The 15,726-nt window shown below is 64.2% G+C and carries 26 protein-coding genes; 6 read left to right on the top strand and 20 right to left on the bottom strand.

The window, feature by feature from the left end; translation table 11 throughout:
* Positions 1 to 14: 14 nt before the first annotated feature.
* Complete coding sequence (locus NO889_RS04635; RefSeq protein WP_256411097.1) at positions 15 to 497, bottom strand: redoxin domain-containing protein; 483 nt, start codon at positions 495 to 497, stop codon at positions 15 to 17.
* 134 nt (positions 498 to 631) lie between these two features.
* Between NO889_RS04635 and NO889_RS04630 the strand changes: the two genes are divergently transcribed.
* A complete protein-coding gene (locus NO889_RS04630; RefSeq protein ID WP_256411096.1) occupies positions 632 to 1,909 on the top strand; it encodes a tyrosine-type recombinase/integrase in 1,278 nt (425 codons plus the stop codon).
* A gap of 145 nt (positions 1,910 to 2,054) precedes the next feature.
* On the opposite strand, the gene NO889_RS04625 is transcribed toward NO889_RS04630, so the two are convergent.
* The 6 genes from NO889_RS04625 to NO889_RS04600 form a co-directional block, all read right to left on the bottom strand.
* On the bottom strand, positions 2,055 to 2,396 hold the full coding sequence (locus NO889_RS04625; protein ID WP_256411095.1) for a hypothetical protein: 342 nt from the start codon (positions 2,394 to 2,396) through the stop codon (positions 2,055 to 2,057).
* 88 nt (positions 2,397 to 2,484) lie between these two features.
* On the bottom strand, positions 2,485 to 3,195 hold the full coding sequence (locus NO889_RS04620) for a hypothetical protein (protein ID WP_256411094.1): 711 nt from the start codon (positions 3,193 to 3,195) through the stop codon (positions 2,485 to 2,487).
* Positions 3,185 to 3,319: a hypothetical protein gene (locus tag NO889_RS04615; protein WP_256411093.1), complete on the bottom strand. Its 135-nt coding sequence runs from the start codon at positions 3,317 to 3,319 to the stop codon at positions 3,185 to 3,187. Before NO889_RS04615 ends, NO889_RS04620 begins: the two co-directional genes overlap by 11 nt.
* Positions 3,316 to 4,224: a helix-hairpin-helix domain-containing protein gene (locus NO889_RS04610; protein WP_256411092.1), complete on the bottom strand. Its 909-nt coding sequence runs from the start codon at positions 4,222 to 4,224 to the stop codon at positions 3,316 to 3,318. Before NO889_RS04610 ends, NO889_RS04615 begins: the two co-directional genes overlap by 4 nt.
* Positions 4,225 to 4,226: 2 nt before the next feature.
* Positions 4,227 to 4,439, bottom strand: a complete 213-nt coding sequence (locus NO889_RS04605; RefSeq protein ID WP_256411091.1) for a hypothetical protein — start codon at positions 4,437 to 4,439, stop codon at positions 4,227 to 4,229.
* Positions 4,429 to 5,166 carry a hypothetical protein gene (locus NO889_RS04600; protein WP_256411090.1) on the bottom strand — a complete coding sequence of 246 codons (738 nt, stop codon included), beginning with the start codon at positions 5,164 to 5,166 and terminating at the stop codon, positions 4,429 to 4,431. The genes NO889_RS04605 and NO889_RS04600 overlap by 11 nt, the downstream gene beginning before the upstream one ends.
* A gap of 472 nt (positions 5,167 to 5,638) precedes the next feature.
* Between NO889_RS04600 and NO889_RS04595 the strand changes: the two genes are divergently transcribed.
* On the top strand, positions 5,639 to 5,896 hold the full coding sequence (locus NO889_RS04595; RefSeq protein WP_379787388.1) for a PhiH1 repressor: 258 nt from the start codon (positions 5,639 to 5,641) through the stop codon (positions 5,894 to 5,896).
* 5 nt (positions 5,897 to 5,901) lie between these two features.
* Here NO889_RS04595 and NO889_RS04590 read toward each other — a convergent pair whose 3' ends face one another.
* The 13 genes from NO889_RS04590 to NO889_RS04530 form a co-directional block, all read right to left on the bottom strand.
* Positions 5,902 to 6,114: an SH3 domain-containing protein gene (locus tag NO889_RS04590; RefSeq protein ID WP_256411088.1), complete on the bottom strand. Its 213-nt coding sequence runs from the start codon at positions 6,112 to 6,114 to the stop codon at positions 5,902 to 5,904.
* Between the two features lies 1 nt (position 6,115).
* Complete coding sequence (locus NO889_RS04585; protein ID WP_256411087.1) at positions 6,116 to 6,373, bottom strand: hypothetical protein; 258 nt, start codon at positions 6,371 to 6,373, stop codon at positions 6,116 to 6,118.
* 37 nt (positions 6,374 to 6,410) lie between these two features.
* The gene (locus tag NO889_RS04580; protein ID WP_256411086.1) at positions 6,411 to 7,478 is read right to left on the bottom strand and encodes a Cdc6/Cdc18 family protein; all 1,068 of its coding nucleotides are present in this window, start codon (positions 7,476 to 7,478) and stop codon (positions 6,411 to 6,413) included.
* A gap of 71 nt (positions 7,479 to 7,549) precedes the next feature.
* Positions 7,550 to 8,134, bottom strand: a complete 585-nt coding sequence (locus NO889_RS04575; protein ID WP_256411085.1) for an alkaline phosphatase family protein — start codon at positions 8,132 to 8,134, stop codon at positions 7,550 to 7,552.
* Positions 8,109 to 8,615, bottom strand: coding sequence for a hypothetical protein (locus NO889_RS04570; RefSeq protein ID WP_256411084.1), 507 nt, complete (start codon positions 8,613 to 8,615; stop codon positions 8,109 to 8,111). The genes NO889_RS04575 and NO889_RS04570 overlap by 26 nt, the downstream gene beginning before the upstream one ends.
* Positions 8,616 to 8,681: 66 nt before the next feature.
* Positions 8,682 to 8,927 carry a hypothetical protein gene (locus NO889_RS04565; protein ID WP_256411083.1) on the bottom strand — a complete coding sequence of 82 codons (246 nt, stop codon included), beginning with the start codon at positions 8,925 to 8,927 and terminating at the stop codon, positions 8,682 to 8,684.
* Positions 8,924 to 9,097 carry a hypothetical protein gene (locus NO889_RS04560; RefSeq protein ID WP_256411082.1) on the bottom strand — a complete coding sequence of 58 codons (174 nt, stop codon included), beginning with the start codon at positions 9,095 to 9,097 and terminating at the stop codon, positions 8,924 to 8,926. Before NO889_RS04560 ends, NO889_RS04565 begins: the two co-directional genes overlap by 4 nt.
* Positions 9,097 to 9,381: a hypothetical protein gene (locus NO889_RS04555; protein ID WP_256411081.1), complete on the bottom strand. Its 285-nt coding sequence runs from the start codon at positions 9,379 to 9,381 to the stop codon at positions 9,097 to 9,099. Before NO889_RS04555 ends, NO889_RS04560 begins: the two co-directional genes overlap by 1 nt.
* Positions 9,374 to 9,886 carry a hypothetical protein gene (locus tag NO889_RS04550; RefSeq protein ID WP_256411080.1) on the bottom strand — a complete coding sequence of 171 codons (513 nt, stop codon included), beginning with the start codon at positions 9,884 to 9,886 and terminating at the stop codon, positions 9,374 to 9,376. The genes NO889_RS04555 and NO889_RS04550 overlap by 8 nt, the downstream gene beginning before the upstream one ends.
* A complete protein-coding gene (locus NO889_RS04545; RefSeq protein ID WP_256411079.1) occupies positions 9,886 to 10,257 on the bottom strand; it encodes a hypothetical protein in 372 nt (123 codons plus the stop codon). The genes NO889_RS04550 and NO889_RS04545 overlap by 1 nt, the downstream gene beginning before the upstream one ends.
* Positions 10,250 to 10,645 carry a hypothetical protein gene (locus tag NO889_RS04540; RefSeq protein WP_256411078.1) on the bottom strand — a complete coding sequence of 132 codons (396 nt, stop codon included), beginning with the start codon at positions 10,643 to 10,645 and terminating at the stop codon, positions 10,250 to 10,252. The genes NO889_RS04545 and NO889_RS04540 overlap by 8 nt, the downstream gene beginning before the upstream one ends.
* Positions 10,638 to 11,105, bottom strand: a complete 468-nt coding sequence (locus NO889_RS04535) for a hypothetical protein (protein ID WP_256411077.1) — start codon at positions 11,103 to 11,105, stop codon at positions 10,638 to 10,640. The genes NO889_RS04540 and NO889_RS04535 overlap by 8 nt, the downstream gene beginning before the upstream one ends.
* A complete protein-coding gene (locus tag NO889_RS04530) occupies positions 11,105 to 11,473 on the bottom strand; it encodes a hypothetical protein (protein ID WP_256411076.1) in 369 nt (122 codons plus the stop codon). The genes NO889_RS04535 and NO889_RS04530 overlap by 1 nt, the downstream gene beginning before the upstream one ends.
* Before the next feature lie 200 nt (positions 11,474 to 11,673).
* On the opposite strand from NO889_RS04530, the gene NO889_RS04525 reads away from it, so the two are divergent.
* The 4 genes from NO889_RS04525 to NO889_RS04510 all read left to right on the top strand — a co-directional run bounded on the left by NO889_RS04525 (position 11,674) and on the right by NO889_RS04510 (position 15,662).
* Positions 11,674 to 11,916, top strand: coding sequence for a hypothetical protein (locus NO889_RS04525; protein WP_256411075.1), 243 nt, complete (start codon positions 11,674 to 11,676; stop codon positions 11,914 to 11,916).
* Positions 11,900 to 13,690 (top strand): ATP-binding protein, encoded by a 1,791-nt coding sequence (locus NO889_RS04520; RefSeq protein WP_256411074.1) that lies wholly within the window; start codon positions 11,900 to 11,902, stop codon positions 13,688 to 13,690. The genes NO889_RS04525 and NO889_RS04520 overlap by 17 nt, the downstream gene beginning before the upstream one ends.
* Positions 13,691 to 13,692: 2 nt before the next feature.
* A complete protein-coding gene (locus NO889_RS04515) occupies positions 13,693 to 13,923 on the top strand; it encodes a hypothetical protein (RefSeq protein WP_256411073.1) in 231 nt (76 codons plus the stop codon).
* A 98-nt stretch (positions 13,924 to 14,021) separates the two neighbouring features.
* Positions 14,022 to 15,662, top strand: a complete 1,641-nt coding sequence (locus tag NO889_RS04510) for a hypothetical protein (protein WP_256411072.1) — start codon at positions 14,022 to 14,024, stop codon at positions 15,660 to 15,662.
* Positions 15,663 to 15,726: the final 64 nt, after the last annotated feature.

Below are 15,726 nucleotides of genomic sequence, written 5' to 3'. Positions count from 1 at the left end.
GTCGCTCGACCCGTTCAGTTCGGGGCGATGGCGCCGGCCGCGGCGTCGACGACCGCGTCGTAGTCCGGCTCCTGGCCGTGCTCGTCCGCCAGCCAGCGATACGTGACCGTTCCTTCCGCGTCGATCACGAACACCGACCGGCGGGCGACCACGTCGACGCCGTAGCCCTCGAAGTCCGCGACCGCGTCGTACGCCTCGATCGCGTCGTGGTCCGGGTCCGCGACGAGGCCGAACGGGAGGTCGTACTCCTCGCGGTAGGCCGCGAGCGCGTGCGGGAGGTCCGTGCTGACGCCGAGGACGGTACACGCCTCGGGGAATCGGTCGAACTCGTCGCGGATCGTTCGCATCTCGTCGGAACAGGTGCTCGAGAACGCCGCCGGGAAGAAGGCGAGCACGATCGGCCCGTCGCCGATCCGGTCGGCGAGGCGGAACGGTTCGATGTCGTCGGTCGCGAGCGAAGCGGAGAAGTCGGGCGCGTCGTCGCCTACGTCGACCATACGGACGCGTGGTCTCGAACGCGTATATACCGGGCGATCGACGTCGTCCCGACCCGGTCGTGACACCCCCCGAAGGCAAAAAGACTATTTTCTCTAAACCGGGTTTTATTGAAAGCCATCTCATCGCACTGTGTATGAGTCGGATCAACGACTACCAGCGCTACGGCGAGTACCTCCAGCGCGAGCTCGATGCTCTCGATGACGGGCCCTACTGCGAGGCTGACGCCCGTGCCGTCAAGCGCTGGGTCACCAAGATCGACGGCAGCGTCACCGAAGGGACGATCCAGACCTACCTCCGAAACCTCCGGAAGACGGCCGAGCGCCTTGACACGCCGATCGTCGAGCTCTCCGAGGCGCTCATGGACGAGCACGTCTACGACCTCCGACACAACCCTGAGTACGGCCGTGGGAGCGACCCCGGACTCTCCGACGGGACGATCCGCAACGTCGAGTTCGTCATCCGGAAGCTCCACACCGACCTCGAACTCTCCGAGTGGGCCGACGACTACGAGCTGACACCCCAGCCCGACAACAACGTGCGGCCGGAGGACATGCTCAAAGAGGAGGACATCCGCGCGCTCTGCGACGCGACGAAGCGCCTCCGTGACACCGCCATCATCGAGTTCCTCTCCGATACGGCGGCGCGACTCTCCATGATGGCGACCCTCCGCGTCAAGGACGTCGACCTCGAGGGCGAGGTCGCGACGTACACGCCGAACGAGGACGCCGCCGGCCTGAAGGGCGCACCCATCCACGAGTACCCCCTCATCGACAGCCGGGCGACGCTCCGGTCGTACCTCCGGAACGCGCACCCGCGGCCGAACGACCCGGACGCAGCCTTCATCCACCGGCTGCCGGGCAACGGCTTCGAGCTCGAAGAGCGCGACGGGACGGTCGCACCGAACACCATCCGCTCGCTGCTCAACTCGATCGCTGCCGACGCCGGCGTCGACAAGCCGACTAACCCGCACAACTTCCGACACAGCGCCGTGACGCGGATGCGCCGCGAGGGGTACGACCGGGCCGAAGTCGAGCACCGCGTCCACTGGAGCATCGACACGGACATGTGGGAGACTTACGAGCACATCGCCGCCGAGGAGCACAACCAGTCCATCTTCGAGAAGGCCGGCATCCTCGAGCCCGACGAGGACACCCTCGACCGGACGCGACGTCGGTGTGGGAACTGTACCGAGACCGTCGCCCCGCACCACGACTACTGTCCGCAGTGCGGCGACGCCGTCTCTCGAGACGCCCGTGAAGTCCAGGATGCCGCTCGCGACACCACGCTCGACACGATCGCCGAGCTCGAGGACCGGCTCGAGCGCCTGAAGACGCGGGAGCTCCACAGCCACGTTGACTCTCGTGGCGATCATGTTGCTCCACCTTCCTCGTCCTCATCCGACGACCGGTAGTTCTCGAGTACGCGCTTGGCGACCCACGCATCCTGCCGGTCGCTCTCGGCGACCTCCTCGAGCCATCCTTCGTTCGCTTCAACCCAGTCATCCGTTCCCGGATCGGGCTCGTCAGCGCTCGTACCTTTTGATATAGTGCTCATCGCTATAGCGTCTCCAGATTCCGCGGGTTGATCGCCGCACAGTACGCCGTTCCGAACTGTTCGTCGACGGTGGCTGCCGTCGCGACGCCGTGGATGTCCGTGAGGTACTCCGGCCGGAGGCCGTAGCACGTCGTGAGCGTCTGCTCACGCCGGAAGATGACGACGTCGCCGCGGGCGTCGTACCGCGCTTCATCGTGACGAGGGATCGGCGCCTCTGCCGGCACCTCCAGGCGGAGCCCGCGCTCCCACGCAGTCGCGACCGACACCGCCTCGCTACTCGCGCGGACGCGAAACCGCTCGTCAAGGTGGTCCGACGGACGCCGAACCGGATAGCGCGTGCTCACAGCGCACCACCGCTCTCCAGGAGCATCCACGCGAGCACGACGACTGAACCGACCAGCACCCACCGCGTCGCGAACGACACGGAGGACCTCACAGTTCCACCTCCGCGGGATCGCGGCCGGCGACGAGGATGTCGTACAGCCCCGCGATCGTCGGCTTGCTCCAATCACCTGGAAAGCCGCTCACCTCGTCACTCACGACGCGCTCGAGGACGCCGGAGCACTCGAGTTTCGTCAGCTCCTCGATCTCCAGGTCGTCGTCGACATCGGCGTCGACTGCGTCGATCACGGCCACGAGCGCATCGCGCATCCATCCGACGCAGATCCGGATGCGTGGGGATCCGCCTGTCTCCTCGTCGACCGTTGTCGGGCCGTCGATATCGGTGACCGTCTCGATCGCACGGACGAGGTCGATCTTCCGCTGCGGGCGTGCCGGTATCGACGGATCGGCGGCACCCGAGACGCGTTCGAACTGCCACTTCGTGGGATTAGAGTCGCGCCACTTCGAGATCTCGACGTCGGCGAGGAACCCCTCGGGCGTTACCCCGGCCATCCGACAGCCGAGTGCTCGGCCGATCGCTTGAACACGCATCTCATCGGGGGCGTCCACCGCCGCGTGGATCTGCGAAGAGGACGCGATCCGGGTGTCGTCGACGAACTCTGCGACGAAGCGCGTACAGACGGCCCGTGCCTCCTCACTAGATGAGTCGGCTCGCGTCTCTTCGATAGAAGGGTTGGTCGGGCCGCACCCGTCGCGCTCATCGAGGATGTCACGGGGTGTGATTCCAGCGTCACTCGCCATCGTCATCCACCTCCTCGAGGACGTACGTCGAGTCGTCATCGTGCGCGAGGACGGCGTTAGTCTGCTCGAGCATCTCGGCCGTCTCACGCTCGACGCGGTCGACGACGCGGTACTGCGTGCTCATGCTTCACCCAGCGACTGGTACTGCCGCCAGGTGTCATCGCCTTCTGGCTTCGCATCCTCCTGTTCTTGCTGCTGGCCGACGAGCTGGTAGTAACTCGACTGCGCAATGCGGCCGACCGGATTCACCTGTTCGACGCGCCAGAGTCGCTGATACGGCTGGCCCTTGTACTGGCCGGCCATCCATACCTCGTCGCCCGTGACAAGGAGGTCGTACTGTCGACCCGACTGCGGACTCGTCCGGACGGTCACTGTCCGCGTCTCGAAGTCCTCACCGAGCGGCGCCGTCCACGACACGGTCTCGTCGACGTCGACAACACACCACGGTGACGCCCAGGACTCTCCATCTTCGGTGACGATCGCGACTTTCTCGCCGAGCCCGACGTCGAGAACGTCCGCAACCGGATCGAACTCGAGGGGCTCGGTGACGGCGGAGACGCTGGTGTCGCCTCGGATGCCTGGGCTCCACTCGCCCGAGCAGTACTCGCACTCCTCAAGATCGTGGGTGTCGGCGTACTTCCACGAGCGCTCTGCGAGGTTCGAGTCCTTCCGAACGTTTCGACAGGCGGTCGTGTGATAGCTGTCGGAAGTCGTGCGGCTCGTGAGCACCTTCTCGCCTCGCCGGACCGACAGCGGGATCGCGGCCTCGCTCACCACGCTCTCGGTCGCCTCGAGGTCGACATCGCGCGGCTCCGGCGCGGGCTTCTCGACAGCGTCGACTGCCTCGAGGATCGCCGCCGCCCGCTTCCCACCGATGTACGGCACGTCCTCGAGGTCGCTCACATCAGCGATCAGGAGGTCGGCGACTGTCTCGAAGCCGTTGTCGTCAAGCCGGTCGGCGATCGCCGTCGAGATCGCGTTCCGATCGGCGAGGTCGTGGACGTGGTCAGTCGCGCTTAGCTCAGACATCGTTACCACCACTCCTCGTCCTCGAGGTGTTTCGTGAACGTGTACACGCCCTCGATGACGTGCGGCGGGTACACTTCGAGCTGATACTGGCTCTTGTAGATCGCCTTCACCATGCCGCCGGGCAGGAACTCGACTCGATCGGCGCTGTGTGGATCTCGCTCGTCGGTGAAGTGGATCTCTCCTCCGTTCGGGAGCACGCGATCCTCACTCGCCATCGGCCTCCACCCCCTGGTCGTCGGTCCCGCGGGCGTCGCTGAGCGCGCCCTGGAACTCCTCGGGCAGGCTCGCGAACGGCAGGATCTCCGAGTTGATGAAGGCCGCGTACTCGCCGGCCCGGTCACCGCCGTCGAAGAGCGCGACGTAGCCGCTCTCGGCGACGACGCCGCGGGTGTAGTTGTCGTTCCAGTAGTACTCGAAGCCGAGCATCGTCGTCTCACGACTGCCGCCCGTCTCCGAGAGGTGTGCCGCGTCGTGGTACTTGATGGTCGACTCCTCGGCGTCGTCATCCGCATCGAGGCTGCGCGTCTGCGTGGTGTTCCACGCGTCGGCGTTCGGGTAGTCCGAGAGGTAGCTCGCGAAGCCGTCGACGTCTATCACGGCCCGCCGGATCAGTGTCCCGTTCGTCGCGCCGAGCGAGTCGAAGAGCCAGTCGCCGTCCGACCGATTGACGCCGACCCAGCCGGCGGTGAGGTCGGCGATCCACTCGCAGTACGCGTCCTCTTTACCCTTCGTGGTCTCGGTGATGATCGCGTCGTCGGAGACGTAGATCTCCTCGCGCTCCGTGTCGATCTTCGCCGCCGCGTCGCCGGCGTAGATCGTGGTCCCGTCGAGCCGCTCGTACGCCGTCGCGTCGATCGCGGGGTACGTGGCGTTCTCGACGCGGCTCTCGATGTGCGGGTCCGCGATGTCGTCGCGGGCGAGGGCGATGATGGTCGCGCGCATCAGCGCACCCCCACGCGTTCGTACTCGATCCACGCGCCATCGCGACCGCGCTCGCTCACGCGGAGCGTCTCACTATCCGGGTCGGTCTGCTCGACGTCGATCCGTGGCGCGTGCCCAGCTGGTGCCGGGACGTGCCCGTCGTCGAGGATCGATGCGCTCTCGAGAATCTCTGCGCCGTCTCGTGCCGTATTGGGACTATTCTTAAGGTCCCTGTTGTCTGATCTTCTCATGGGTCTCTGTCAAATCCCCTCGTCAGAGGGGCGCTCTGGGACCCGGCCCGTCGGTGCTGTCACACCGGCGGGGTTTTGTCCCGCGAAGGCCAGGTCAACTAGCCATTATTCTGCCTATTACAAATAAGTTACTGACGGTTGTAAAGTGTTAAGAGACGATTAACCATAGCTACAAGTACAACCGTATCAAAACGCCATGTATCGGTGAGTCTATGAGCACCGCAACGCGAGCAACGGACGTCATGCGCGAGTCGGCCGACTGGATGACCCCGTCTGATGACCGGATTCTCGAACTGATCCGGGAGTACGGGAATCTGACGCCGATCGCGATCGAGGCGAAGGGCGGACCGGTCCGGCAGTACGCCAGTACCCGGTGTAAAGAACTGGCTAACTACGGCCTCCTCGACCAGGTCCACCGCGGCCTCTATGGAATCACCGATGAAGGCCGCGCCTACCTCGACGAGGAGCTCGACGCCGCCGAGCTCGAGGCGCGGGAGTAGCCCAGTCATCGTACGCGCACCTCGTCGACGGCGATCTGCTGTCCCGTTTTCAGATCGAGGACGACGTCGTAGCTGACGCGCCCGGGTATCTTCGGATGCGGACAACTCCGGCACTGGATCATGCCGTCGCGCTTGATCCAATCGGTGTGTCCGTTCGGGCAGCCGTAGCGCCACTGCCCACCGGGCTCTGACTCGTCGATGACGATCACGTCGCCCATCTCAACACACCTTGAGCGCTGGGTCTGCCTTCTTGATCACCGGGCCCAGCCACGCCGGCGACGAGTCCGTCGGCGCGTCCGTCAGCTGGCCGTACTTGTCGAACTCCAATGTCCACACCCAGCCCTCGTAGGCGACCTCGACGACCGTCTCGTCGCCGGCGTCGTCGACCTGGACGTCGACATCGGTCCCGAAGGAGCCGTTTGGTTCGAACCCGAGCTCGCGAACGTCGATCGTTTTGCGGGTTGCCGTGGAAGGCATACCCAGCGATTCGATGGTTGACAGTATATAGAGAGGGTTAATTTCGGAGGGGGGTCGGGATATCGAACTGCGACTCGATACCGGGATCGGTCACGCGATAGGTCCGCGAGTTGTCGTCGTGGTCCGTCCACTCGACGAGGCCGTACTCCGCGAGCTTCCGCAGCTTCAGCGTTCGCGAGCGTTTCCCGATCGGCGTCCCGACGTGGTCCGCGTACGCCTCGGCGGCGATCGCCTCGTACCCTTCGTGGAGGTCGTGGCTCTCGATCGGGGCGTCGCGACGGACGAGTTCGAACATCACATGATGATGGTACGGCAGCGATTCGAGGGCGGCCGCACGGATCTCTCGTTGCGCCTCCTCGCGAGCGTCGACGATGTCGGCCGTCGTGATCGAGTCGTGACCGCGCCGACCGGCGAGCCGCGCCGCCCACTTGAGCGTCTGGATGGCGTTGCGAGCGCGCCCGGCGACGTCGTCGGCGATCTGCTCGAGCTGCTCGCGTGAGACCGCGCCCGCCTCGAGACCCTGGTCGGCCCGGGGCTGGAGGATGTCCGCGAGCTCTCCAGGCGAGTAGCGGTCGAGGTGAACGTGATGCTCGCCGGCGAACTGCGGGCGGTGGCGCTGGTCGATCCGTGCGAGCCAGTCGTCGGCGTCGTGTGCGATCGCGATGACAGCCACGCCCGGAACGCTCGAGAGTTCCTCGAGGACATCCGTCTCGGGAAGGTCGTCCGCCTCGTCGAGGACCAGGATGAACGGCGCGTCGACGGCATCGCGAAGGACGCCCGCCAGCTGGTCGGTCGCGACGCCGCGGTGGACGCTCGCGTCGCTCGGGTGCTCGTTGATGGCATCGCGGAGGATCGACCCGGTCGTCTCCCCGAGCGAGCGTACGATCGTCGCGTCGACGTTCGTCGGCGCCCGCGAGTTGTCGAGAAAGAGGCGGGCGAGCGTAGTCTTTCCCACACCAGAAGGGCCCGAGATGAGCAGGTCCTCGGCGCGATCGCCACGGAGTGCGGGCTGGAGCGCACGAGAGACCTGGTCCATCTCCGGCTCGCGGTGGACCAGCGTCCGCGGGAGGCGACCCTCGCGAAAGACCTCCGACTGAGTTATCATCTCATCGACGGATGACGCGAGACGAGGTTATAAAGAAGGGGTGGAGTTCGGAGGGTGGTTTGTGTCAGACGTTACAGGTACCCGAGCTGCTTAAGCCGATCCCTCGTGGAAGCGGTCTCGCCCATCGTCGGGTCCGGTGCTTCGGGCTCGTACGTGCCGGTATCGGAGGCCTTCGTCTTCACCCACGGAACGCGACGCATACAGGGTAGTGGACAGCCGATCACGTGCCGGTAGAAGCCGAACTCGCCGAACGCCTCTCCGTGGTCGGCGGTGATGGCCACGTCGTCCGCGTCGATGTTCTCGAGTAACACCTCGACTTCATCGAGGACGAATCGGAGATTATCCAGGTACCGCTCCCACACAATCTCCCGGGAGACATCGCCGGCCCGCAACGGGTCGAACGGTTCGAACAATTCTGATTCGGCGAGCGGGAACGGGTCGTGGGGATACATGTAATGGACCATGAGCCGATCGGCGTCGACCGTCCGGCCGGCCTCGATCGCCCGGTCGGTGGTATGGCGCGGCGATCGGCGTGTCTCGTCGCCGCTGCCGACGACCCAGTCCGAGTCGTCCGACAACTTTGCTTTCCATAACTCCTCAAGATACTCTAACCCGTCAGGAGGGACGATATCATACCCACCGGGACCAAACGGCATCGCGGCATGTCCCGTATCCCCGTTTTGCGCCAGAACGCGCTGGGTATAGGTGTTGCCAGTGATGTATGCTGTCCGCGAGATCGTTTCCTCGGTGTTTGCTGTCGAAAGTGTGGTTCATCCACTCGAAGGAGGTGCTACCAACGGAGGTCATCGACTCGACATCTCCAACGAATCCGTACTCGTCGGCAACCTCGCGAAGCGCGTCAACTCGACAGGCGTCGAGGACGACGAGGAGATCCCAGTCGCGGTCGAAGACGTTCGTCCCCCAGCGATACCGCTTGGTCACGCTCAACAACGCCCCGACGTAGGCGTAGTAGAGCGGACGTGCGATCCGGCTTGGGAGCGATCTGTTCTCGGTTTGGAGGTGTGAGAGGCTTTCGGAGACCCACTCAGTGAAGCTCACTGTCATCGACTGCAGTAATCTGTACCGGGCGTCCGGGATACTGTTCTTTTGGTAGAAGAACCCGTCTTCTCCGATCACCTCGTATCGGAACAGAAGATCTAACGCGGATCCGACGCCGGCTCTGGAAAGGAGAGGGTAGATCGCCTACCGAACGAACCGATCGACGTAGTAGCGCGAGGTCACGTCACGCTGCGGGCAGTCGCGGTCGTGCGGCAGATTGTCGATCGTCGTCTGCGTCTCGTCACCAGCGTCGATCCGGACGCGAGCACCACAGGAGACGCATTCGAGCCACTTCGGCTCTGTAATCGACAGGCCATCCACCGACGGCGGGCTCCCTGAGGCCACGATCCGGAACTCGGTCTCGGAGTCGGCGAATGAGCGTAGGGTCATGCCGACTCCTCCTCGACGTCCACCCGAATCCACCGAGCGGTCGCCTCGAACGCCTTCGCGACGCCGAGGTGCTTGAGGATCCGACCGACCGCGGCGGACGCACTCGAGCTCGCACGACGACCGCGGGCCGCCTCTTCGAGGACGTCCGCGATGACGTTGCGGAGGCGCATCACGGACCCTCCAGCACGTCGACCAGCGAGATCGCGGTCACGGGCTCGCCGTCGACGCGGAGCTCGCGCAGCTGCTCGGTGCCGACGTGACGCATCCCCTCGTCGCCGGGGCGCTGCTCACGCTCGACGAGGAGCGCGTTCCAGGGTGCGTGCGGACAGCGTTGGAAGTCGAGCACGCGACGGACGCCGTCGACGCCGACGTACTCGAGCGTCGGGAGATCGCCAGACGACGACCGATTACAAGTACTTGTAACGGACTCGGGCGTGCGCTCTGGATCACTCATCGTCGTCCTCGTTGAGCTTCCGACGGATACGCTGGATCGTCCCACGAGCAACCTGCTCCCGAGACGCGCCGGTCATGTCCTCGTCGACGATCGTCTCCTCGACGATGTCGAGGGTAGACTCCACGACCTCCCGGCTGAGGTCATCGTCGTCGACGTGCTCGTGCTCGTAGAACGCCGCGTTGAGGTACGGCACTTCGTCGCCGAGATCGACCTGCTCGCCGACGTCGTAGTCGGTGAGGTCGGGAGCCCAGCCGATCTCCTGACACCACGACGCGATCGCCCACTTCGCGACTGCCTCTTCGTCGCCGTCGTACGCGCCGTCGTAGCGCTTTCCACGGAGCAGCTTGAGCACCAGGAAGTCGATCGGGTTGTTCGCGTTGAGCTTCTCGCCGTCGACGACGAGCCGGATCGAACTGTAGTTCTCACGCGAGTCGGGGATCGTGCTGTTCTCACGGGCCTGGCGAACCTGCTCGTTGGCCGAGTTCGCGTGCTCGTTGTCAGTCATCAGTCGAGCACCTCCGTCCGGCCGTCGGGCGTCGCGATGCGTGGGCTCGCCGTGAGGTGCTGCCCCAGCTCCGGATCGATCGCCGACCGGTCGACCCAGCCAGGGATCGTCCGCTCGCCCCGTGCCAAGGCCACGCGCTGGATGTGCTTACAGCCGCCGTCGGGTGCGCGGTGAAGCGCGTCCGGACAGTCGCACGCCTCGGCGACCATGTCGACGACGTACGTCCCGCTGCCGGTGACGACCAGGAACTCCTCGTCGCGGAGGCTCTGGTCGAGCCGGTCGTCGATGACAGTCATCGGCTCGGTCAGCGCGCGTGCCGCACGGTCCTCGAACGACTCGGTCGACGACGCGGACTCGGCAGCCTTAGACATCGCCGACCTCCGAGTCATCCCACGCCTGCTCCGCGGGGAAGTGCATCAGCCGCGCGCTCGGGAAGTCGTACGTCTTCCCCGGCTTGTGGGCGTTCTGCGGGTTGCCGTCGAGGTAGACGCACTCGTACACCGAGTTGTCGACGCCGATCCCCGGCAGGTACGGATGCATCTTGTACGTGGCCAGGTCGTACCCTTCGGCCTCGTAGTGCGCCTCGAGGCTCTCGTACTTCTCCTGGCGGACGAACACGGCCTGCCGCGTGACGACGTCGATCGCGACGCCACCCGGCATCGGTTCCGTACGGACGTCCTCGAGGGCAGCCGCGACGCGCTCCTCGTACGGGAGCTCGGCATCGTCGAAGTCCTGGTCGATCGCACCCTGCTCAGACATCGGCCGACACCTCCTCGTCGGCGTCCTCATCCCAGACGACACCATCGACGTCGATGCCGGCGTCTCGAGCCGCACGTTCGTGCTCGACGAGCCACGAACACGCCTCCTGGAACGCAGCCTCGATCGTCTCGTCGTCGGCATGGTCATCGAACCAGCCGTCGCGGGCGTCCTCGATCACTGCCTCGCACTCGGCGGCGATCGCGGCGTCGACGACGAGGTCTATCTGCTCGTTGAGCTCTTCGGCGGCGCCGAACGCCGCCCGACGAGCGCGCCGCACGTACCGCTTGTCCTCTTCGACGGCGTATGCTCGCTCGGCGACGTCGACGAGCTGGCGGACTTCGTCGGACTGCCCGATCGCCTCGTACATCCGATTCTCCAAGATCGTCGCCTCGAACCCGTCGGCCGCGTCCGACTCGATATCGTTCATCCGCTTCTCCGCGGCGGGAATGATGTCGCGCATCAGGCCACCTCCTCGGCGCGGGCCACGCGCTCGACGGTCACGGTCGCGCCACGCTCGAGCGTCTCGTCCTCACAGGCGACGATGGCGTCGAGCTCCTCGAGGACGGCACCGTCGTCCCAGCGGTTGAGCTTGTGCGCGAGGACGACGTCGACGGCGTTCGCCCAGTCACCACGGACGCGGACGAGCGGCGTCTCGATCGTCTTCGGGATGCGGGCGTCGTGCTTCTCGCGAACGCCGAGCTCGACGACCTCGACGGGCTTGGGGCGTCCCTCTAGCCGGACGCGGTCGCCGACGCGAAGGTCGCGCAGGTCGGTGATCTGCTCTGTGCTACCAGTACCGTTTTGGGGTCGGGTTTCGGTTGTTGACATGCTGTCGTTAGTGGACAGCACCGGTCGTCGGCGTTCCAGCGCCGGCGGCCATATTCTGACCGCGTTCCGGTGCTTCCTACTCCATAGTCTATCGGCCACCCACTTATATCTTACTCCATAGCGTATACACTCTTTAGAGTACATACTCTTTAGGGTAATCTATTTACGGTATGGCGTATGATTACGACATGAGGTAATATATGGCCACGCCAGAAAGAGAGGAGTTGATGTCAGAGGAGGGTCGCGCCCTGGTGACCGATCGGGAGCGGGAGATCATCAGCGGCGACGCCGATGTGTCGGACAACTACGAGTACAAAGTGAAGAGCATCGTCCGGAACCGAATCCGGAAACGATTCGGAGACGACGTCGAGTTCCTCGAGGAGTACTTCCCCGAAGCGTACGAGATGGTCGTCGACGAGGTGTGCGATGAGCGCCCAGACTGAACTCGCGGACGGGGGCGAGACCGCCGACTCCACGGTCACGCTGGGCGACGTCGGCTTCGATCCGGTCGCGACACAAGACTTCAGACTCAGTGTCGAGGGGACCTCTGGGACGGGCAAGTCCAACACGCTCGCCGTCATCCTCGAGGACCTCGCTGACGTCTCGATCCCGACGCTGATCATCGAGCGGCTGGGCGCGCTCAGCCCCGTCCGCCTCGAGGACGAGGACATCGTCGTCGTCGGCGCTCGCGAAGAGGAGGGCGTCGACCTGGCGGTCGGCCTCGAGGACCTCGACCAGATCGGCAGCTGGATCCTCGACCGCGGGATGAAGATCCTCCTCGACGTCTCGACGTACGCCGACTACGAGCAGGACGGCTCTCGCGTCCACGAGGCCGCAGCCCGCGCAGTCCGGAGCCTGAACGACCGGGCCCACGAGAAATACCGGAGCGGGGACCGGACGAAGAGCCTCCTGGTCGTCGACGAGGTTCACTACCTCGCGCCGAAGAACTCCGCGCCCGAGCCCGAGCTCGACGAGCACGTCAAGCGGTGCCGCGGCCAGCTCATCAAGGTCGCGACCGAGGGCGGGAACAAGGGGATCTCCGTCGTGTCCGGCTACCAGCGTCGGGCGTTCCTCCACAACGGAGTGATCCAGTTGTGTGACGACTACATCGCCCACAAGCCGGGGGACGAGGACGTCGACCGGACGGCGGACGCGCTTCGCTGCTCGGAGGACGAGCTGGCGAACCTCGGTACCGGAGAGATCCTCGCGCGCGGTGAGTCCATCACGGACGGCGACCTCGTGGGCCCGACGAAGGTCCGGAAGCGCCGGTCGCCGGACCCTCGTGAGGAGTCCTTCGAGCTCCCCGAGACCCCCGACGAACTGAGCAACGTCCTCGAGGAGATCCAGGACGACGTCGAGGCCGAACGCGAGCGCCGTGCCGAGCGCGAGGACGAACTCGAGCGGCTCCGTGAGGAGAACGAGCGGCTTCGCGAGGAGAAGGCAGAGCTGGAGGAGGAGCTCGCGAACGTCGACAAGCTCTCGGATGCGATGGAGCGCCTCGTCGGCTCGGGGAACGGCGGCGCTGGCGCCGGCGCTGCGGCGGAGGTCGGCGAGGGCGTCCAGGAGCTCCAAGGCCGCGTCGACGAGCTGAAGCAGGAGCGCGACCGGATCCAGGACCAACTCGATGACGTCCAGGACGAGCGCGACGAGTTCGCCGAGCAGAACGAGGCTCTACAGGAGGCGGTGGCCGACCTCGAAGCGGACGTCCAAGAGTTCCGGTCGGCGTTCGAGGGCGCGCGTGAGGACGTCGCCGCGCTCGTCGAGACGTTCGAGGTTGATGTCGACCTAGCACCGCCGGCCGAGCCCGAGACCACGACCGATGACGCCGCCCCCGAATCCCCGACGTCGTCGACGGTTGAGAGCTCGATCATGGCGGAGTTCCAGCAGGACGCCGTCGACCGGATCGTCTCGACAATCGAGAACCTGAACGAGCGCCAGCGTCGCCTTCTGAAGTACATCGAGGCGCACGGCAAGACGGTCAGCAGCCAGAAAGAGTGGGCTCAGCGGACGTTCGGCCTACAAAGCAACCCGAGCAGCTCGCACTACGAGGACATGAGCACAGTGATCGACCACGGTTTCGTCCGGAAGAACAAGAACGGCTCCATCGCGCCGAACATCCGTGAGAAGGTCGAGGCCGAGCTCGGGAACTACGATGTCGACGACGCGACGATCGAAGAGACGTACGAGCAGGTGCTGGCAGAGCTGGCGTCGAACTGATCATGAGTGAGTGTACCGACTGCGGCGTCGCCTCGAACGGCGCGGTCCTCGTCGATGTCGACGGCGAGACGCTCTGTACGAGTTGCGCGGACGGTCACTGCGAACGCTGCGGGACCGAGACCGAGGCGACAACGATCGCGGGTGACTTCCTCTGCTCGGAGTGTCAGGAGGTCCAACGGGGACAAGAGACGACACGGGAAGACGGGCAGGGTGCACTTGGCGACTTCGTGTAACTCCCACTTTCGACTGCGGATCATTCCAACAGGCAGATCTCACGAATCCTAACGATCACTCAGATTGAAGTGTAACGGTAATGATGACAGCTTATCCCATGGAGCTAATCGATCTCATCGATAGAGATTGGAACAGTTACGAACGGAAGCGCTTCGTGAAAGACGACACGAAGGCTCAAACGGACGACTTTGACCCGGAGTCGTTCAAACATGACGGGTTTGATGACCGGGAGAAGTACCTGAAGACGTATGTTCCGGCACTCGCCGATCCGGAGCGCCTCCGGACCGAACTGAATGACTTTACTCCGCCGCGGGTGACTGCGATCAACGATTCTCCATACCAGGCGCTCGTCATTCGATACGGGATTCTGCGTCAGCTCATCCAACAGCCCGACTACAACATGGAGAAAGGAGATCTCCTCGACGCAGTCCAGGACTGGCAGCGCTCATTTATCGAGAAGTACGACGAAGAGTCGTTTGACGACACGGACGATCTCCTCCATCTCTCCCAGGCGGCCGTCGACTATCAGAACCAAGTCGACGACTCGGAGCTCCACATGGTGTACAGCTACTTCGAACTCCACAACCGGGCCCAGGAGAGCAAACACGAGTACTACACCTGGCTGGACTTTTTCAGACGTCTCTCGTCGATCGGACGGTTCCCGAAGGTCTCCCGGTCGGATAGTCCCGAGCACGCACTCGATACGATCGAAAAGGGACTCTGGTCGCTTCAGGAGCAGGCGCTCGTGTATGAGGTGAACGGAGAGCATACCAAGGAACTCGTCGGGATCCCGGAGGACTACATCGAGGTCGTACGCGATTGGTTGTACTATGAGATGTCGGAGGAGAATCTGCTGGCGATGCTGGAGACGCTCGATGTATTCGACCAGCAGTCCGTTCTGATCGAGGCTCGTGAACGGTTCGGGGTCGAGGGGAAAAACTACGGTAAAAACGAGAACCGTCGCGAGAACATCGCCCAAGCCGGGATCTACCCGAGCGAACTGCTGAAAGAAGTCGTTGACAAAGACGAGTTGAAGAATATCGTCGATCAGTACGGCCTCGACGCTCACAAGCAGAAGACCGACGAGATGGTTTCGGCCATCATCGAGTACTTTGAGCAGTCGCAGAAGTCCGTCGAGGAGGGCGAACCGGCGGTCGACCTCTATCTTGGTGCCTATGAGGAGATCGCCGATGGCGCAGTCAACCAGGTCCCACCGCAGCTCCAGGACCTCGTCGACGCCGATAACGCTGAGGAGAAGCTCGATATCCTGTTCGAAGACGCGACTGGAGAGATCTTCCGTGAGGCGTTCAACCTCGAGGGGGTGAACCAGTTAGGCCAGCAGGCAACGGGGATGGTCGCAGACGGTGAGATCGAGCAGGGTGGGAAGTGGCTGCTGTGGGATAACAAGCGACGTCGAAACAAGTTCAAGCTGGGGAGTGACACCCGGAGTAAGATCAAGAGCTACATCGACACCAAGAGCAAGCAGCACGATGTCGAGTGGTTCCTCATCATCGCCCCGGACTTCACAGACCAAGCGGAGACGAATGCGATGAAATTGGAGATGCAGATCGGGACGGATATCCGGTTGGTTCGGGCGTCTGATCTGAAAGAGCTCGCCCTGCTCTGGCAGGAGGAATACGCGAACCCTGAGCGGGAGCTCCCACTATCGGTGTTTTATGGGTCGGATGTATTCGATGTCTCCGCAGCGGCTGGACTGCTTGAGGTAGAGTTCTCATGACCGTTGACCTGGCACCGGCGGGCTCAATGAGGTCGGATAAGTGGCCGCTCTGCGGGTGAAGACG

The sequence above is a fragment of the Halorubrum rubrum genome, assembly GCF_024494685.1.
Lineage (GTDB): Archaea > Halobacteriota > Halobacteria > Halobacteriales > Haloferacaceae > Halorubrum > Halorubrum rubrum.
This window is presented reverse-complemented; position numbering and strand designations above follow the sequence as displayed.

Coding starts and splice junctions, on each gene's coding strand:
- NO889_RS04600 (WP_256411090.1), bottom strand. CDS start 5,166: ATGCGCGCGACCATCATCGCCCTCGCCCGCGACGACATCGCGGACCCG.
- NO889_RS04585 (WP_256411087.1), bottom strand. CDS start 6,373: ATGCCTTCCACGGCAACCCGCAAAACGATCGACGTTCGCGAGCTCGGG.
- NO889_RS04630 (WP_256411096.1), top strand. CDS start 632: ATGAGTCGGATCAACGACTACCAGCGCTACGGCGAGTACCTCCAGCGC.
- NO889_RS04535 (WP_256411077.1), bottom strand. CDS start 11,105: ATGCGCGACATCATTCCCGCCGCGGAGAAGCGGATGAACGATATCGAG.
- NO889_RS04590 (WP_256411088.1), bottom strand. CDS start 6,114: ATGGGCGACGTGATCGTCATCGACGAGTCAGAGCCCGGTGGGCAGTGG.
- NO889_RS04580 (WP_256411086.1), bottom strand. CDS start 7,478: ATGATAACTCAGTCGGAGGTCTTTCGCGAGGGTCGCCTCCCGCGGACG.
- NO889_RS04525 (WP_256411075.1), top strand. CDS start 11,674: ATGGCCACGCCAGAAAGAGAGGAGTTGATGTCAGAGGAGGGTCGCGCC.
- NO889_RS04560 (WP_256411082.1), bottom strand. CDS start 9,097: ATGCGCCTCCGCAACGTCATCGCGGACGTCCTCGAAGAGGCGGCCCGC.
- NO889_RS04515 (WP_256411073.1), top strand. CDS start 13,693: ATGAGTGAGTGTACCGACTGCGGCGTCGCCTCGAACGGCGCGGTCCTC.
- NO889_RS04520 (WP_256411074.1), top strand. CDS start 11,900: ATGAGCGCCCAGACTGAACTCGCGGACGGGGGCGAGACCGCCGACTCC.
- NO889_RS04540 (WP_256411078.1), bottom strand. CDS start 10,645: ATGTCTGAGCAGGGTGCGATCGACCAGGACTTCGACGATGCCGAGCTC.
- NO889_RS04530 (WP_256411076.1), bottom strand. CDS start 11,473: ATGTCAACAACCGAAACCCGACCCCAAAACGGTACTGGTAGCACAGAG.
- NO889_RS04615 (WP_256411093.1), bottom strand. CDS start 3,319: ATGAGCACGCAGTACCGCGTCGTCGACCGCGTCGAGCGTGAGACGGCC.
- NO889_RS04555 (WP_256411081.1), bottom strand. CDS start 9,381: ATGAGTGATCCAGAGCGCACGCCCGAGTCCGTTACAAGTACTTGTAAT.
- NO889_RS04550 (WP_256411080.1), bottom strand. CDS start 9,886: ATGACTGACAACGAGCACGCGAACTCGGCCAACGAGCAGGTTCGCCAG.
- NO889_RS04610 (WP_256411092.1), bottom strand. CDS start 4,224: ATGTCTGAGCTAAGCGCGACTGACCACGTCCACGACCTCGCCGATCGG.
- NO889_RS04545 (WP_256411079.1), bottom strand. CDS start 10,257: ATGTCTAAGGCTGCCGAGTCCGCGTCGTCGACCGAGTCGTTCGAGGAC.
- NO889_RS04635 (WP_256411097.1), bottom strand. CDS start 497: ATGGTCGACGTAGGCGACGACGCGCCCGACTTCTCCGCTTCGCTCGCG.
- NO889_RS04595 (WP_379787388.1), top strand. CDS start 5,639: ATGCGCGAGTCGGCCGACTGGATGACCCCGTCTGATGACCGGATTCTC.
- NO889_RS04575 (WP_256411085.1), bottom strand. CDS start 8,134: ATGCCGTTTGGTCCCGGTGGGTATGATATCGTCCCTCCTGACGGGTTA.
- NO889_RS04510 (WP_256411072.1), top strand. CDS start 14,022: ATGGAGCTAATCGATCTCATCGATAGAGATTGGAACAGTTACGAACGG.
- NO889_RS04605 (WP_256411091.1), bottom strand. CDS start 4,439: ATGGCGAGTGAGGATCGCGTGCTCCCGAACGGAGGAGAGATCCACTTC.
- NO889_RS04620 (WP_256411094.1), bottom strand. CDS start 3,195: ATGGCGAGTGACGCTGGAATCACACCCCGTGACATCCTCGATGAGCGC.
- NO889_RS04565 (WP_256411083.1), bottom strand. CDS start 8,927: ATGACCCTACGCTCATTCGCCGACTCCGAGACCGAGTTCCGGATCGTG.